Here is a 15,473-nt window from a genome sequence, read left to right on the forward strand (position 1 = left end):
GAAGCGGGCCGGGCGCGGTGACGGCGGTGGTCCCGGTCGGGAGCCGGACACCGCCGCCGTCGTCACCCGACCGCCGCGAGCGTGCGCAGGGCCTCGAGGAAGCACCCCCTCGCCTCGGCGGGCGCCGGGGCGAGGAAGCGCTCGTCGACCGCGGGGACCAGCGCGGATACCGCGACGAGCTCGTCGCGGCCCGCCCGCGTGAGGTGCAGGATCCGGCGCCGGCGATCGCCGTCGTCCTCCCCGCGCTCGAGCAACCCCCGGCGCGACAGCCTGCTCACCATGACGCTGGCCGTGGCCTTGTCCAACCGGAGGCACTCCCCCAGCCGCCGCTGGTCGATCTCGGCGCCCTCGGCCACGGCCACCAGCGCCGACCACTGCAGCATCGTCAACGACGTGATCGACTCCCCCCAGAGCCGTCCGTAGCGCTGCATCGCGGCGCGGACGAGGCGGCCGAGCCCCCAGGGGACCTCCAGCGGCGGCCGGACGCCGTCCGGGCTGGGGATCCGGTGCCACGCGGGCAGCTCCGCGCGTTCGGCCATGCCCACCGCCTCGAGGGTGTCGAGGAAGAGGCCGCGGGCGTCGTCGCCGAGCGTCCGCAGCAGCCCCTCGTTGCGCGCGACGACCTGCGGGGTGACCTCGTACATCAGCGCCACGGCCGAGTCGGTCGGGGTGAGGTGGTCGCGGCGGGCGTCGCGGGGGTTGCGCACCGCGGTGATCAGCTCGCGACCCGCGAGCCGCTGGACCACCGCGGGGAGCATCGTGCGGGCGAGGAAGGTGACGTCGCTGATCGCGCGCTGATCGATGCCCGGCTTGCTGACGACCGCGGCCAGCACCGCGAACTGCGCGCTGGTCAGGCCGTAGAACTGCTCCACGTCGACGGCGCGGGACTGGGCCTGCTGGACGAACCGGAGCAGCTGCCCGAGCTGTGCACCACTGCCCAACCTCGACCTCGATCGTTCGGACTCGTGCGGCCACCCTACCGCAGCGGCCGCCACCGGATTGACAAGCTGCAGCGTCCACCCTATCTTGAACGAGAGTCAAGAGAGCGCCGGCTCCCGATACGCCTCGTCACTCATCCATCCCACACGGAGAACGAGCGGCGCCCGTTCGGCCATTTGGTTCGTACGCATTCGATTTCGGTGCCCGCTCGTCGCCCACCGGAGGTTCGCGCATGTCCACCCTCGGCGGCACCCGCCTCGTGCGCTCGATCGGCCGTCCCGGCCGCCGGTCGCTCGCCCGCGCCCTGCGCGAGATCAGCTACGAGATCCTGCCGTTCGCCAGGACGGAGGAGCAGGTCCTGGCGACCGTGCCGAAGGACGTCCGGCTGACGGTGACGACCACGGAGGCCAAGGGCTTGCGCCCCACCGTCGACCTGGCCGTCCGGCTGGCCCGGCACGGGTACGCCACCGCACCCCACCTGGCGGCCCGGCTCGTGCGCGACCGGAGCCACCTCGACGACATCGTCTCCGAGCTGGAGGACAACGGGGTCCCGGGCATCTTCGTCATCGGCGGCGACGCCGCCCGGCCGGTCGGCGAGTTCCCGGACGCACTCTCCCTCCTGGAGGCACTGCAGTCGCGGGGCCACCGGTTCCGCCGCATCGGCATCGGCGCCTACCCGGAGGGACACGGCCGCATCGACCAGAGGCTCATCGAGCAGGCGCTCACGGCGAAGTCCCGCCACGCGAACCTCGGCATCACCCAGCTGTGCTTCGACCCGCGGACGACCGCCTCGTGGGCGCGGTCGGTGAAGAGCCGGGGTGTGTCGCTGCCGATCCGGGTGGGGATCCCCGGCGCGGTCACGCGGCAGAAGCTGGTCCGCATCTCGGCCGGGCTCGGTCTGGGGCAGTCGGCGCGCTTCCTCGCCAAGCAGCAGGGCGTGCTGGCCCGGTTCTTCCTCCCCGGCGGCTACAGCCCGGACCGCCTGCTGCGCGGCCTCGCCCACAGCATCGACCGGGCCGACAACGACATCGTCGGCTTCCACATCTTCACGTTCAACGAGCTGAAGCGCACCGAGGCCTGGCGACAGGACCGCCTGGCGCGGCTCGCCTGACCGCCCCGCCGTCTTCTCCAGGAGGTGTCATGAACCGTCCCGAACCGGGTCGCGAGTACGTCCTCACCCTGTCCTGCCCGGACCGGCTCGGCATCGTGCACGCGGTGTCCGGCTTCCTGCTGCAGCAGGAGAGCAACATCCTCGAGAGCCAGCAGTTCAGCGACCCCACGAGCGGGACCTTCTTCATGCGGGTGCGGTTCGGCGGGCTGGACGGCGCCCCGCAGCCGGAGAGCGCGCTCCGCGAGCGGTTCCACGCGGTGGCCGACCGCTACGCGATGTCGTGGCGGCTCGCCGACGCGGGCGTGCCGCAGCGCGTGCTCATCATGGTGAGCAAGCAGGCGCACTGCCTGAACGAGCTGCTGTTCCGCAACTCCATCGGCGACCTCCACCTCGACGTCGCGGCGGTCGTGTCGAACCACCCGGACCTGCGGGGAACCGCCGACCACTACGGGGTGCCGTTCCACCACATCCCGGTCACGCCGGACACCAAGCCCGAGGCGGAGGCCGCGCTCCTGCGGCTCGTCCGCGACGAGGGCGTGGAGCTCGTCGTCCTCGCCCGCTACATGCAGATCCTGTCCGACGACCTGTGCAAGGAGCTCGACGGGCGGGCGATCAACATCCACCACTCGATGCTGCCGAGCTTCAAGGGCGCCCGGCCCTACCACCAGGCGCACGCCCGGGGGGTGAAGGCGATCGGGGCGACCGCGCACTACGTCACCGCCGACCTCGACGAGGGCCCGATCATCGAGCAGCAGGTCGTGGCGGTGGACCACACCATGGGCCCCGAGGAGCTCACCGCTCGGGGCCGCGGCACCGAGGCGCGCGCGCTCGCCCACGCCGTCCGGTGGCACACCGAGAACCGGGTGCTGGTCCACGACGGGCGGACCGTCGTCCTGCGGTGAGGACGACGGTCCGCCGCTCGGCGCGCTCAGCGCCGGTGGGGAGCGATGCGGTAGTCCGGGCCACGCAGCAGCGCCACGCAGAGGAACGACAGCGCGTAGAGGGCGACGACGTAGGCCGCGACGAGCACGGCGGAGTCCTGGCCGACGGTGAGGGAGGTGGCGACCAGCGGGGCCAGGCCCCCGCCCAGGATCCCGCTCGTCGCGTAGGCGATCCCGGCCCCCGTGTAGCGCAGCGGAGCGGGGAAGGCGTCGGCGATGATCGCCGCCTGCGGACCGCCCGCGATGCCCTGGCCCACGCCCCAGCCGATCGCCCCGAGGAGGATCAAGGTCGGCGCCCCGGTCTCCAGCATCCAGAAGAACGGGAACGCCCACAGCCCGGCGAGGCACTGGCCCACCAGCATCGCCTTCCGCCGGCCGATCCGGTTCGCGAGGGCGGCGCCCGCCGGGACCAGCAGCACCCAGACCGTCGCGGCCACGATGGTGTAGGCGAGCATCGCCGACGGCGATGCGAACCCGCGCGAGGTGGCGTAGGACAGGCTGAAGACCAGGAAGATGTTGCCGAACGCCGATCCGGCGATCGAGACGCCGGCCGCGAGTCCCAGCGTCCCCGGCATCCTGCGCACCACCGCGCCCAGCGGCGCCCGCGCGAGCTCGCGGGCCTCGCGCGCCTTCACGAACTCCGGGCTCTCGTCGAGCCGGGTCCGCAGCACGAGCCCGAAGATGACCAACAGCGCGCTCACCAGGAACGGGATGCGCCAGCCCCAGCTCGCGAAGGAGTCGGGGTCGAGCGAGAGGCGAAGCGGCAGGAACGACAGGGAGGCCAGGATGACGCCCAGGGGCAGGCCCATCTGCGGGAACGAGGCGTAGAGGGTGCGGCGGTTCGGCGGTGCGTGCTCCAGCGCCATCAGCACCGCGCCGCCCCACTCCCCGCCCACGCCCACGCCCTGCAGCAGGCGCAGCGCGACGAGCAGGGCGGGTGCGGCGACCCCGATGACCTCGTAGGTCGGGAGCAGGCCGATCGCCGCGGTCCCGCCGCCCATCAGCAGGAGCGACGTGATCAGCATCCGCTTGCGCCCGATCCGGTCACCCAGGTGCCCCATGAGCGCCGCGCCGACGGGGCGGGCGAGGAAGCCGACGGCGAAGGTGGAGAACGCCGCCAGCGTCCCGGCCACCTGCGAGGTGTTGGGGAAGAACTGCGGCCCGAAGACGAGCGCAGCGGCGGTGCCGTAGATCAGGAAGTCGAACCATTCGATCGTGGTGCCGATCAGGCCCGCGACCGCGACCCGCGCCGGCGAGACCGAACGCGCGTGCTCCGCGGAACGATGCCCGGAGGGGGCGGTGCCGGAGAGTTTGGGAGTGGACAACGCTGTTCCTCCTCGAACTGGAATCGGTGAGCCGGCGTCCGCGACGGCTTCGGCCGGGTCGTGCTCACGGGGCGCCTCGGGTGCGGCGCGTGGGCGGCCGCTTCGACCGCGGCCGCCCGGCGCTCATGCCGGCCGCGCCGTCGGGAGCTCGTGATCGCTCCCGATCCGGGTGAAGCCGCTGCGGTGGAACACGAGCGGCGCGATCTCCGGCTCGGCCTCGACGCGCCGCACCCGCAAGAGCGCGATCAGGTGATCGCCCGCATCCACCTCGTCGTGGAGGGTGCACACGAACGCGGCGGGACTGCCTGAGACGTGGACCGCGCCCCCGTCGGTCACCGTCGTCTCCAGCCCGGCGAACCGGTCCCCGCTGCGCGCGGCCAGGCTCCGCGCCGCGGCGCCGTGCCGGTCGGCCAGGACGCTGAGCCCGAGCACGGGCAGCGTCCGCAGCACCGGCCACGTCCGCGAGGCCCGCTGGAGGCACACCGCGACCAGGGGCGGATCGAGCGAGACCGGCACGAACGTGCTCACCGCCATGCCGACGGGGGCACCGGCGTGGAGCCCGCACAGCGCCACCACGCCGGTCGGGAAGGTGCCGAAGGCCCGCCGCAGGGATTCCCCGACCAGGTCCTGCCGCCCGTCGTCCGACGGCACGTCGCGCCCGCTCACGCCGCCGACCCCTGCGTCCTCGCCGCCACCAGCCCGGCCACCGCGGGGTGCCAGTACCGGCAGAAGCTGCCGATCGCCGCCGTCGGGTCCTGGGGCGGACCGGCGACGTGCAGGGCGGGCGCGGGGCACCGCGCGCCGCGCGCCCGGAGCGCCGCCACGAGCGGCCACCCCGCCGTGCCGGACGTCCCGCCGACGACGAACGCGAAGGCGAGCACACCCGCCAGGTCGACGTCCGCGCCACCGACGTCGAGCGGCGACGGCGCCTCGACGTCGTCGATGCGAGCGGCGGCGACGACGACGTCGGGGCGGCCGGCGGTCACCGGCGCCACGAGGACGGACTCGCGTCCCTGCCCGGTGAGGGAGGCAGCGAACGCGACGGCCGGCGGTACGACCCCGGGGTCGGCCGCCAGGACTGCGGTGATCATGCGACCAGTCCTTCCCTGCTTGGTGCTGGCGGAGATGAGAAGCGCGGCGCGCGGCGAGAAACGCCGCGCGGCGCGCGGATCGGAGTGGCGTCGACGGCCGCCTCCGCGCCGTGCGCCCGGGGAGGCTCCGGGTTCGACCGCTCGCGCGGGAATGGCCAGCCACCAGCACACGACACCGGCTCACCCCATCGTTCGCCCGGCCACAGCCACCCTCGCGGGGGCATCTCTTGACTCTCGACCAAGGTTAGCGCCGTCACGTTCCCTGTCAATGGGCACCGCGATCGAAGGCTACCTACCTGGACTTCTTCGACGCGACGCCGCGCGGCTCTTCGATTGGCTCGCGTTCAAGAGGAGATCACACCCGGTCGCCGTGGTGGGCCGGGGAACGCCGACGGCCCAGCAGCATCGTGGCCCGTCGGCGGCCGGCGTGGTCGCCGGGAGCGCCGACCCGGTCGGCGGGCGGCGCAGGACGCGATCGTTCGCGCGGTGCGGGAGAACACCGCTGACGGGAAGCGGCTGGTCAGCCGGCGTTCGGTCGCTGCGCCGCGACGAGCAGTTGCATCAGGTACCGGATCATCTCGTGCGCCGGCCGGTTGTGCTCGTTGGGCACGTTCGCCCCCTCGAACACGGCGACCACGAGATCGCGGACCAGCGCGGCGTCGGTGTCGGTGCGGCTGTCCAGGCCGTGCTCGGCCAGTACCTCGTCGACCATCTGGATGATCCAGGACAGGAACGTGTTGTGGGCGGCGCGAACCGCCTCGGAGTGCACCAGCCTGTCGTGCATCGCCTGGTGCAACGGGCGGTACAGGCGCATGTCGGACAGGCCGCGCACCAGGTGGGTCAACGGATCGGCGTCCGCCAACTCGTCGTTGAGGGTGCGGATCTCGCGACTGAGCATGCGGTCCATGACCGCGGCGAAGATGTCGTCCTTGGACTTGAAGTACCAGTAGACGTTTCCCCTCGCCACGCCCGCGGCCGCGCTGATGTCGGCCATCGTGGTGCCGTCATACCCCTTGGCGAGAAACAACTCCGTGGCCGCGGCCAGCAGGTCGCCCGCCCGCTCTTCGCGAGGAATCTGCTGGCGGTTGCGCGGCATTCCGACCCCTTTCGAAGGCCCGTTACAGGTCCCCGGCCGAGTGTAGTCCGCGCGAACCGCGGACGGTCGCGCTCGGCGGGAACGGGTGCACCGTTTTCCGATTCCGGCCGCGAGTCACAGAACGTCGCGCAGTCGTTCCAGGAGCGGAATGGCGCCGGCGAGCCGACGCAGCTCGTCGGGCGAGAACTCCGCCGCGATGACCCGCGAGAGCCGCTCGTTCCACGCCGCGCGGTCACCCCGCACCCATTCCCTGCCCTCGGGTGTCGTCGTCACGATCACCCTTCTGGCGTCGCCCGGGTCGGGCCTTCGCCGGACCAGGCCCCTCCCCTCCAGCGCGTTGACCAACTGCGCCGCGGACTGGCGTTGGATCATCTCGGCCGCGGCGAGCTCGCCCGCCGTCGTCGGGCCGTCCCGGTCGATCCGCGCGAGCAGCGAAGCCTGGGCGAGCGTGAGGTCGGTGTCCTCGCGCAGCCCTTTGACCTTGCGCACGAGCGGCCCGAGACACGCGCGGAGGCGTGACGCGATGTCCAACGGGTCCGGCTCCGCCTCCGCCAACGACGCCCTCCTCCGATGCGCCCGAGCCTTCGGCCCGGCCCTGATCCGTACAGGGTGCCATCCGCAGCCGTCGCGACAATGCCGGGGACTCGACCGGGTCTCGGCACGAACCCGCCGAGCAGCGAACCCGAACACCAATCCCTCGGGTTCGCATCCGAATCGGGCGATCGGTTCTCGGCACCACTACAGCGTCGGCGTCGGATAACCCTTGCGGGCCTTGAACTCCTTGATGGCCTCTTTGATCAGGCCCGTCACCGGGATGGCGAAGTTCAGCTGGTCGGCCTCCTGCTGGGCGATGGTCAGGTCCTTCTCCGCCCACGGGATGGGCCGGGTGTCGGCCCGCTCGGCGAGGGCGAAGTTGGTCGCGCTCGACAGCACGAGCGCCTCGCGCATGCGCTCCTGGTCCACGCCGAGCCGTTCGCCGAGCCGGAGCCCCTCGTCGTTGGCCGCCATGCACGCCCAGAGGATCATGTTGTTGACCATCTTCGCGACCTGGCCGCTGCCGAACGGGCCGAGGTGGACGATGTCGGTCGCGAACGTCTCCAGCATGGGCCGGCACGCTTCGAAGATCTCCGGCTCCGCCCCGCCCAGGACGAGCATCGTGCCGGCCTCGGCGGCCCGATCGCTGCGGGTGAGCGGCATGTCGAGCAGGCCGATCTCCCGGGTGTCGACGCGTTCGGCCAGCCGACGGGCGTAGGTGGGCGAGACCGTGGACCCCAGGCCGATGACGAGGCCGGGGCGGGCGCCCGCCAGGATGCCGTCGTCACCGAAGACGACCGCCTCGACCTGCTTCTCGAACCCGACGACGATCATGACGACGTCGCTTTCGTGCGCGACCTCCTTCGGCGAGGCCAACGGCCGCAGGCCGACCTCGGCGGCGCGCCGGCACGCCTGCGCGTCGGGGTCGTAGCCGACCACGGTGTAGCCGGCGGTGGCGAGGTGCCGGCTCATCGGGCGGCCCATCGCGCCCAGCCCGATCACGCCGACGGTCCGGATGCTCATGCGTCCTCCGATTCCGGCCGGTCGGCGACCGGCCTGCGCAGGCCGAGCCGTTCCAGGCGCGGCAGCAGCTCGTCGCGGATGACGGGGAACTCGTCGATGTAGTTGACGAGCCCGACGGCCATGCCGTCGATGCCCGCGTCGCTCAGCCGCTTGAGGGTGGCCGCGACCTCGTCGTAGCTGCCGACGAGCGGGAAGCTCCCGATGCCGGCCACGTGCCGTTCCTTGAGCTCGAGCATCCGTTCCGGCGGGATGGAGCGGCTGCCCTTCGTCCGGATCGCCACGATGTGCTCCGCGGCCTCCCAGTCACCGTTCTCGTGCACGACGTAGCGGTAGTACTCCTCGGCCTCCGCGGCCGTGCGGCGGGCGAGCACGTGCCCGCTGGAGTAGCAGCCGACCGGGCGGCCGCCCGTGGCCGCGCGCAGCGCGGCGATCTCCTCGGGGAGCCGGTCGATGTCGACGATGCTCATGAACAGGCAGTCGGCGTTGCGGACCGCGAAGGCGCGACCGGCAGGCGAGGAACCGGCGCTCATCAGCATGGGCCGGGTGGCCCCGAACGGTTTCGGCTTGCTCAGCACGCCCTTGAGCCGGAAGTACCTGCCGTCGAAGTCGAACGGCTCCTCGTGGCTCCAGATCTGCTGGGCGATCCTCAGCCATTCCTCGGTGTAGGCGTAGCGTTCGTCGTGCTCGAGCATCGGCACGTCGAACATGCCGTACTCGCCCTCGTTCCAGCCCGAGACCACGTTGAGCCCGAACCGGCCGGCACCGATGTGGTGGGCGGTGACGATCTGCTTCGCGGCGAACACCGGGTTGATCAGCCCGACGTGGACGGTGCCGAACGCGGCGATCCCGCGCGTTGCGGCGAGCAGCCCGGAGGCCCACGTCAGCGTCTCGAACGAGGTGCCCTCCGTGTCGGTCTCACCGCGATAGCCCAGCCACCGCGCGATGGGGAGCACGAACTCGAGGCCCGCCTCGTCGGCCAGCCGGGCGGCGGTGAGGTTGTTCTCCCACGACGGGTCCCAGCGTTCCGGCGCCTTGGTCATCGTGAGCCCGCCCGAGCAGTTCAACCCGAACAGGCCCAGCTTCAGCGTGTTGTCGCCCCGCATGCGGCCGGGCTCGAGGGAAGGACTCATCCGTCGTCCTTTCGTCAAGGTGCGAAACGGCCGTCAGGCGCAGGTGTTGACGAGGGTGCCGATGCCCTCGATCTCGATCCGGACCTCGTCGCCGGAGCGCAGGAACTTGCCCTGCTTGTGCCCGACGCCCGACGGCGTCCCGGTGGCGATCACGTCGCCGGGCTCGAGCGTCGTCTGCCGCGACAGGTAGGAGACCAGCGCCGCGACCGGGTGGATGAGCTGCGACGTCCGGGCGTCCTGGCGGAGCTCGCCCCCGACCCAGGTGCGCAGCCGCAGGTCGTCGGGGTCGGCGAACTCGTCCAGGGTGGCCAGGCACGGGCCCATCGGGGTGAACGTGTCGAAGCTCTTCGCCGCGCTGACGTCGGCGGCCCGGCCCGGGATCCGCCCCTTCTGGACGTCGCGGGCGCTCACGTCGTTGCAGATCGTGAACCCGGCGACGAACGAGTAGGCCTCGGCCTCCGGCACGTCCGTGGCGCGCCTGCCGATGACGACGCCGAGCTCGCCCTCGTAGTCGACCTCGTTCGGGGCGACCTTCGGGAACCGGATCCGCTCCCCCGTGCCGATCACCGACGACGGCGCCTTGAGGAAGATGACGGGCTCCTCGGCGGCGCCGGTGTAGCCGACCTCGCTGCGGTGCTCCGCGTAGGCGAACCCGATCCCCCAGATCTTCGACGGCCGCGGAACGGGGGCGAGCAGCTGGGCCTGCGCGGCCGGGACCCGCTCGCGGACCGCGGCCGCGGCGATCGCCGCGACGTCGAACCCGGCCTGCAGGGCGGCCCCGATGTCGGGCGCGTCGAGGTCGAGCAACGCGACGGTCTCGCCGCCGTCCTCGAGGCGCCCGACGCCCTTCGCCGTGCTGACCAGCCTGCTCACAGGGCCACGTCCGCGTTGTCGAGGCGCAGCAGCTCCTCGCGCGGGGCGCCGGCGTGGAAGGCGGCGACGAACCGGTCGGCGTCGAGCTCCAGCCCGGACGGGTTGGCGGCGAACTCCGGGCTGGACATGAAGGCCACCTCCTCGGCCGTGGTGGCGAAGTTCGGGCAGGAGAACTCGACGATGTTCCGGTCGGGGTCGCGGTAGTAGAAGCTGGTCGCCTGGCCGTGGTTGGCCGCGCGGTGCGGGCGCGCCCCGATCGCGGCCATGTGCTCGTGCTGGGCGACGAGCTCGTCGAGCGATCCGACGCCGAACTGGAAGTGGTGCAGCCCGGGACCCGCGGCGTCGACCCCGGCGAGCGAGTCGATGCCGAACAGGGCGAGCACCTGGCTGCGCGGGCCGTCGTGGACGCGGAAGAACCCCAGCCGCACGTCCACGGCCCGCTCGGGCATCCCGGCGGGGCGGGGCGGGGCGTCGGGGTCGGGGGTGCGCTCGAAGAACGGCCCGTGCCCCAGCACGTGGGTGTAGAAGGCGGCCATCTCCTCGTAGCGCGCGGTCTTCAGGACCAGCTCGGTGAGCTGGAGCGCGACGGGGCCGGTCCGCGCCGCGCGAGCGTCGTCGGCGCCCTGCGTGGTGGTCGTCGGCTGGCTGGTCGTCATCGTTGGGGCCTCCCTGCCCGTACGCCGGCGTGTGCTCACGCGGTGGGGTGCAACGGGGTGGCCGTGCGGCGCGCGATGCGCCAGCCGCCACCCCCGTTCCGGAACTGGTGGACGGTGTCGAGGACGCGGTCCAACCGGTAGGAGCCGTCCGGCTGGCGGACGTGCAGCAGGAGCAGCGCCCGAAGCTCGATCCCGCCGTCGTCGTGCCGGGTCACGACCTCGTTGGCCAGCACGTGCGCGGTCTGCCGCGCGGAGTCGGCCTCCCGCCTGGTGAGGAACCCGCGGATCTCGGCGTGGCCGCGGAACACCTGGCCGTGCGCCTCGAAGTCCGCGTCCTCGGCGAAGGCGTCGATCGCGGCGGTGGCCCGGCCGCTGTCGATCGCGCGGAGGTAGTCGGCGACGAGCCCCCGGCACCGCGCAACCTCGCCCACCCGATCCGCCAGCGTCTCCATCGGCACCTCCTCTTGGACCGCGTTCAACTGTAGCCGCGGCGTCGCTCGTGTCAACATCACGCTGACATCCGAGGAAGATGGCCGTTCATCGCCATGTCTTGCCCAGGAAGCTCCTTCGATGCGAGCCTGACTTAGATTCAAGAGCGTGTCACAGTGGTGGCAACGAGGCCTCGTGGCAGGAAGGGGTGGCTCGTGGCGGAGCGCAACGACGGCGCCGGGCGCGGACGCGTCCTGGTCGTCGGGGGTGGGCCGGTCGGGCTCTCGCTGGCGATCGAACTGGGCTGGCGCGGCGTGCCGGTGACCCTCGTCGACCAGGGGGACGGGCGCGTGCCGTTCCCGGCGGGGGAGGCGATCTTCTCCAGGACGATGGAGCACCTGCGACGCTGGGGCTGCTCCGAGGAGGCCCGCGGCCGGTCCGCGCCGCCTCCGGACTACCCGCACCGCATCCTGTTCACGACGTCGGTGACCGGGCACGTGCTCACGGAGTTCGACTACGGCGTGACCAACCGGTCCCCCGGCGAGTACGGCGGGCTCACCCCGGAGGGCCCCGCCTTCCTGTCGAAGTTCGAGTTCCTCCCCCTCCTCGAACGGACGGCCCGGGCCCAGCCCGGGGTCGAGATCCGGTACGGCACCCGGCTGGAGTCGTTCGACCAGGACCAGAACGGCGTGCGCGCGGTGCTGCTCGACGTGGCGAGCGGCGAGGTGCAGACGCTCACCGCCGCGTACCTCGTGGGCTGCGACGGCGGGCGCAGCAGCGTGCGGCGCAGCCTCGGCGTCGAGTTCGAGGGCGTGTTCGCGCAGGGGCAGAACTACGCCGTGCACTTCAGGGCGCCGGCGCTGCTCGACCTGCTCCGGGAGCGGACCGGCGGCCCCGCGGCGCAGATCCAGACCCTCTCGTCCACGCGCCGGCCCTACATCACCGTCGTGAACGGGGTGGACGAGTGGCGGCTCTCGGTCTACCTCGACCAGAAGGAGGACCCCGGGCGCAGCGCCGCCGTGGCGTGGATCCACGAGGCCGTCGGGGCGCCGATCGACGTCGAGATCCTCGCCGCGCAGCCGTGGAGCGGGCACCGCGTGGTCGCCCGCCGCTACCGGCAGGGGCGGGTGTTCCTCGCCGGCGACGCCGCGCACCTGCTGTGGCCCAAGGGCGGTTTCGGCGCGAACACCGGCATCGGGGACGCGGTCGACCTCGGTTGGAAGCTCGCCGCGACCCTGCAGGGTTGGGGCGGGTCGGCCCTGCTCGACAGCTACGAGGCCGAGCGCAGACCGATCGCGGTCCGCAACGTGTCCGAGGCGTCGAGCAACTGGACCTCCGACGCCCAGCTCGCCCCCGATCCCGTGCTCGACCGCGCGGACTCCGAGGGCGCGCGCGCCCGCACGGAGATGGGCGCGCTCATCCGCCGGCTGCGCGGACGGGAGTTCCGCAGCATCGGGGTCCAGCTCGGCTACCGCTACGCGGGCTCCCCGATCTGCGTGCCGGACGGCAGCCCGGAGCCGCCCGACGAGCCCGACGCCTACGTCCCGTCGACCTGGCCCGGCTGCCGCGCACCGCACGTCGAGCTCCCGGACGGCGGCTCGATCCTCGACCGCTTCGGACGCGGGTTCGTCCTCGTCGTCTCCGGGGCGAGCGAGCCGTCCCCGCTCGTCGCGGCGGCGGGGGAACTCGGGGTGCCCCTGCGGGTGGTGCACCTCGACGAGCCCGAGGCGGCGCGGGTCTACGAGCGACCGCTCGTGCTGGTCCGCCCGGACGGGCACGTCGGCTGGCGCGGCGAGGAGGCCCCCGCCGACCCGGTCGAACTCCTCGACCGGCTGCGGGGCGCGGCGCACGACCAGGCGGCCACGGGCACGGACGGCGCGGCGCCGCCGGATGCGGTCGGGCAGGCGTGACGCCCGCGGCGCCGGATCAGCGGCGGCGCCCCGCCACCGGCCGGCGTTCGAAGATCGACTCGATGAGGAACCGGATCATCTCGTGCGCGGGCCGGTTCCACTCGTTCGGCACGTTCGCCCCCTCGAACACGGCGACCGTGACATCGCGAACCAGCGCGGCCGCGGCCTCGTCCTCGAGGCCGTGCTCGGCGACGACCTCGTCGACCTTCTCGACGATCCAGGCGAGGAAGGAGTTGTGGGCGTTGCGGACGGCCTCGGAGTGCGGGAGCCGGTCGTGCATGGCCTGGTGCAACGGCCGGTACAGGCGCATGTCCGAAAGGCCGCGCACCAGCTGGGTCAGCGGGTCGGCGCCGGCCAGCTCCTCGGAGAGCGTGCGGATCTCCCGGCTGAGCATCCGGTCCATGACCGCGGCGAAGATGTCGTCCTTGGACTTGAAGTACCAGTACACGTTGCCCCGGGCCACACCCGCGGCCGCGCTGATGTCGGCCATCGTGGTGCCGTCGTACCCCTTGGTGAGGAAGAGCTCGGTGGCGGCGGCCAGCAGGTCGCCCGCACGTTCCTCACGGGGGATCTGCTGACGGTTGCGCGGCACCACGTGCTCCTTCCGAGTGCGGGATCGGACGAAGATCAAGCCTAGACAGCGACCGATGGCCGGGTTCCCTGCCGGCCTACGAGGAGTACCTGTGAGCAGCGAACAAGACCCGTTCGAATCGGCGCGGACCGAACTCGTCCTCGCCAACCACATATTGGCACGACACGGCGTCGTCGACGGCTGGGGCCACGTCAGCGTGCGCAAGCCCGGCGCCCCGGACCGGTTCATCCTCGCCCGATCCCTCGCACCGGCACTGGTCACCGAGGACGACCTGCTCGAGCTGGACGTGGCGACCGGCGAGACCGTCGACGGCGGACGCAGCTACCTGGAACGGCACATCCACTCCGGGATCTACCGGGCGCGGCCCGACGTCACCGCGGTCGTGCACAGCCACGCACCCGACCTGATCCCCTTCGGCGTGACCGACACCGAGCTGCTGCCGTTGCTGCACGTCAGCGCGTTCCTCGGGCAAGGCGCGCCGCGGTTCGAGATCCGCGACGCCGCCGGCCCGGCCACCGGGATGCTCGTGGACACACCCGCGCTGGGGGACGCGCTCGGCGCGGCGCTCGGCGACGCGCCGATCGTGCTGATGCGCGGGCACGGGGTGTCGGTCGTCGGGTCGTCGGTGCGGGAGGCCGTCTACCGCGCCGTGTACGCGCGGCAGAACGCGCGGGCCCAGCTGCAGACGCTCGCGCTCGGGGGAACGCCGGTGTACCTGAACCGCGACGAGGCGCGCCTCGCATCCGCGAACGTCGACCGCAGCGTCGATCGGGTCTGGGACCTCTGGGTCCGGGAGACCGCCGGCTGATCCCGGCGCGGATTGCAGCATGGCCACCTCCACGCAACGAGGTGCTCGGCCGGGTGGCGCACCACTGCGGGGCGGGGGCACGGGGCGAGGAGCGGAACCTGGGCGGCCGGCTCGAGGGGAAGGTCACCGTGATCGCGGGGACCGGCGGCGGTCGACGTCGCCGCCCTCACCGCCTACCTCGCCTCCTACCTCGCCTCCGGCGATGCCTCGTACACCACCGGCGTCGGCTCGTCGTCGACGGCGGCCTCACCGCCGCCTGAGTTGTTATTACCAAAGGACTATGTGAAAATCCTCGTATGGGCAGGCGCGAGCTGTTGCGTACCGATGCCGGCACGGCACCTGCCATGAGCGAGAGCCGGGCGCGCGTGCTCGGCGCGCTCCAGGACGCCGCGTCGTGGCTGGGTGTGAACGAGGTGGCCGAGCGCCTGGGCCTGCACCCCAACACGGTCCGGTTCCACCTCGACGCGCTGGTCGATGCGGGGGCGGTCGAGCGGGTCACCGAGGAACGCGACCAGCCGGGCCGTCCGCGCGCCCTCTACTCGGCCCGGCCGGACGCCGACCGCGTCGGGAAGCGCAGCTACCGGCTCCTGGCCGAGATCCTCGCCGGCTACGTCGCGGCGGAGACCCCGGAGCCGGGGAAGGCGGCCGCGCAGGCGGGCCGGGCCTGGGGCAGCTACCTCGCCGACCGGCCGCCGCCGTTCCGCCGGGTCGACGCCGACGCCGCGATCGGGCAGCTGACCCGCACGCTCGACGACATCGGTTTCGCTCCGGAGCCGGACGGCTCCGGGGGGACTCGGCGGATCCTGCTGCGCCACTGCCCGTTCCGCGAGACCGCGGTGGAGCACCGGGAGGTCGTCTGCTCCGTCCACCTCGGGCTCATGCAGGGCCTGCTCGGCGAGCTCCGCGCCCCGGTCCGGGTCGAACGGCTCGACCCGTTCGTCGAGCCACACCTGTGCGTCGCGCGCCTGGCCGAAGCCGCCGTGTGATCGTCCTTCCAGACCCTGCGATCGAGGAG

Annotated in this window: 17 protein-coding genes; 5 read left to right on the forward strand and 12 right to left on the reverse strand. The window is 72.7% G+C overall.

Annotation, left to right across the window (positions count from 1 at the left end):
• Window positions 1-62: 62 nt before the first annotated feature.
• The gene (locus tag VKZ81_RS05375; RefSeq protein ID WP_324240290.1) at window positions 63-941 is read right to left on the reverse strand and encodes a MarR family winged helix-turn-helix transcriptional regulator; all 879 of its coding nucleotides are present in this window, start codon (window positions 939-941) and stop codon (window positions 63-65) included.
• Between the two features lie 230 nt (window positions 942-1,171).
• Here VKZ81_RS05375 and VKZ81_RS05380 point away from each other — a divergent pair, with 230 nt between their 5' ends.
• Together VKZ81_RS05380 and purU are read left to right on the forward strand one after the other, a co-directional pair.
• On the forward strand, window positions 1,172-2,050 hold the full coding sequence (locus VKZ81_RS05380) for a methylenetetrahydrofolate reductase (protein ID WP_324240291.1): 879 nt from the start codon (window positions 1,172-1,174) through the stop codon (window positions 2,048-2,050).
• 29 nt (window positions 2,051-2,079) lie between these two features.
• Entirely contained in the window at window positions 2,080-2,952 is an 873-nt protein-coding gene (gene purU, locus VKZ81_RS05385) for a formyltetrahydrofolate deformylase (protein ID WP_324240292.1), read from the forward strand.
• A 26-nt stretch (window positions 2,953-2,978) separates the two neighbouring features.
• On the opposite strand, the gene VKZ81_RS05390 is transcribed toward purU, so the two are convergent.
• From VKZ81_RS05390 to VKZ81_RS05435, 10 genes are all read right to left on the reverse strand, one after another.
• Window positions 2,979-4,316 carry an MFS transporter gene (locus VKZ81_RS05390; protein WP_324240293.1) on the reverse strand — a complete coding sequence of 446 codons (1,338 nt, stop codon included), beginning with the start codon at window positions 4,314-4,316 and terminating at the stop codon, window positions 2,979-2,981.
• Window positions 4,317-4,439: 123 nt separating this feature from the next.
• Complete coding sequence (locus tag VKZ81_RS05395; RefSeq protein WP_324240294.1) at window positions 4,440-4,982, reverse strand: flavin reductase family protein; 543 nt, start codon at window positions 4,980-4,982, stop codon at window positions 4,440-4,442.
• Entirely contained in the window at window positions 4,979-5,407 is a 429-nt protein-coding gene (locus VKZ81_RS05400; RefSeq protein ID WP_324240295.1) for a hypothetical protein, read from the reverse strand. The genes VKZ81_RS05395 and VKZ81_RS05400 overlap by 4 nt, the downstream gene beginning before the upstream one ends.
• A gap of 520 nt (window positions 5,408-5,927) precedes the next feature.
• Complete coding sequence (locus tag VKZ81_RS05405; RefSeq protein WP_324240296.1) at window positions 5,928-6,503, reverse strand: TetR/AcrR family transcriptional regulator; 576 nt, start codon at window positions 6,501-6,503, stop codon at window positions 5,928-5,930.
• Window positions 6,504-6,617: 114 nt separating this feature from the next.
• Window positions 6,618-7,058 carry a MarR family winged helix-turn-helix transcriptional regulator gene (locus VKZ81_RS05410; protein WP_324240297.1) on the reverse strand — a complete coding sequence of 147 codons (441 nt, stop codon included), beginning with the start codon at window positions 7,056-7,058 and terminating at the stop codon, window positions 6,618-6,620.
• Window positions 7,059-7,241: 183 nt separating this feature from the next.
• Entirely contained in the window at window positions 7,242-8,060 is an 819-nt protein-coding gene (locus tag VKZ81_RS05415) for an NAD(P)-dependent oxidoreductase (RefSeq protein WP_324240298.1), read from the reverse strand.
• Window positions 8,057-9,190 (reverse strand): LLM class flavin-dependent oxidoreductase, encoded by a 1,134-nt coding sequence (locus VKZ81_RS05420; protein WP_324240299.1) that lies wholly within the window; start codon window positions 9,188-9,190, stop codon window positions 8,057-8,059. The genes VKZ81_RS05415 and VKZ81_RS05420 overlap by 4 nt, the downstream gene beginning before the upstream one ends.
• Window positions 9,191-9,223: 33 nt before the next feature.
• Window positions 9,224-10,063 (reverse strand): fumarylacetoacetate hydrolase family protein, encoded by an 840-nt coding sequence (locus tag VKZ81_RS05425; protein WP_324240300.1) that lies wholly within the window; start codon window positions 10,061-10,063, stop codon window positions 9,224-9,226.
• Window positions 10,060-10,719: a VOC family protein gene (locus tag VKZ81_RS05430; protein ID WP_324240301.1), complete on the reverse strand. Its 660-nt coding sequence runs from the start codon at window positions 10,717-10,719 to the stop codon at window positions 10,060-10,062. Before VKZ81_RS05430 ends, VKZ81_RS05425 begins: the two co-directional genes overlap by 4 nt.
• A 35-nt stretch (window positions 10,720-10,754) precedes the next feature.
• The gene (locus VKZ81_RS05435) at window positions 10,755-11,171 is read right to left on the reverse strand and encodes a nuclear transport factor 2 family protein (protein ID WP_324240302.1); all 417 of its coding nucleotides are present in this window, start codon (window positions 11,169-11,171) and stop codon (window positions 10,755-10,757) included.
• Window positions 11,172-11,363: 192 nt separating this feature from the next.
• Here VKZ81_RS05435 and VKZ81_RS05440 point away from each other — a divergent pair, with 192 nt between their 5' ends.
• A complete protein-coding gene (locus VKZ81_RS05440) occupies window positions 11,364-13,058 on the forward strand; it encodes an FAD-dependent monooxygenase (protein WP_324240303.1) in 1,695 nt (564 codons plus the stop codon).
• Between the two features lie 16 nt (window positions 13,059-13,074).
• Here VKZ81_RS05440 and VKZ81_RS05445 read toward each other — a convergent pair whose 3' ends face one another.
• Window positions 13,075-13,650 carry a TetR/AcrR family transcriptional regulator gene (locus VKZ81_RS05445; protein ID WP_324240304.1) on the reverse strand — a complete coding sequence of 192 codons (576 nt, stop codon included), beginning with the start codon at window positions 13,648-13,650 and terminating at the stop codon, window positions 13,075-13,077.
• 91 nt (window positions 13,651-13,741) lie between these two features.
• On the opposite strand from VKZ81_RS05445, the gene VKZ81_RS05450 reads away from it, so the two are divergent.
• Window positions 13,742-14,458: a class II aldolase/adducin family protein gene (locus VKZ81_RS05450; RefSeq protein WP_324240305.1), complete on the forward strand. Its 717-nt coding sequence runs from the start codon at window positions 13,742-13,744 to the stop codon at window positions 14,456-14,458.
• Between the two features lie 344 nt (window positions 14,459-14,802).
• Entirely contained in the window at window positions 14,803-15,444 is a 642-nt protein-coding gene (locus tag VKZ81_RS05455) for a helix-turn-helix transcriptional regulator (RefSeq protein WP_324240306.1), read from the forward strand.
• The last annotated feature ends 29 nt before the right edge of the window (window positions 15,445-15,473 follow it).

This window comes from Pseudonocardia sp. (assembly GCF_035305885.1).
GTDB lineage: Bacteria > Actinomycetota > Actinomycetes > Mycobacteriales > Pseudonocardiaceae > Pseudonocardia.

Bases quoted from the DNA above. Each gene is read 5' to 3' on its own strand.
- VKZ81_RS05380 (WP_324240291.1), top strand. From the start codon at position 1,172: ATGTCCACCCTCGGCGGCACCCGCCTCGTGCGCTCGATCGGCCGTCCC.
- purU (WP_324240292.1), top strand. From the start codon at position 2,080: ATGAACCGTCCCGAACCGGGTCGCGAGTACGTCCTCACCCTGTCCTGC.
- VKZ81_RS05400 (WP_324240295.1), bottom strand. From the start codon at position 5,407: ATGATCACCGCAGTCCTGGCGGCCGACCCCGGGGTCGTACCGCCGGCC.
- VKZ81_RS05405 (WP_324240296.1), bottom strand. From the start codon at position 6,503: ATGCCGCGCAACCGCCAGCAGATTCCTCGCGAAGAGCGGGCGGGCGAC.
- VKZ81_RS05415 (WP_324240298.1), bottom strand. From the start codon at position 8,060: ATGAGCATCCGGACCGTCGGCGTGATCGGGCTGGGCGCGATGGGCCGC.
- VKZ81_RS05420 (WP_324240299.1), bottom strand. From the start codon at position 9,190: ATGAGTCCTTCCCTCGAGCCCGGCCGCATGCGGGGCGACAACACGCTG.
- VKZ81_RS05430 (WP_324240301.1), bottom strand. From the start codon at position 10,719: ATGACGACCAGCCAGCCGACGACCACCACGCAGGGCGCCGACGACGCT.
- VKZ81_RS05435 (WP_324240302.1), bottom strand. From the start codon at position 11,171: ATGGAGACGCTGGCGGATCGGGTGGGCGAGGTTGCGCGGTGCCGGGGG.
- VKZ81_RS05455 (WP_324240306.1), top strand. From the start codon at position 14,803: ATGAGCGAGAGCCGGGCGCGCGTGCTCGGCGCGCTCCAGGACGCCGCG.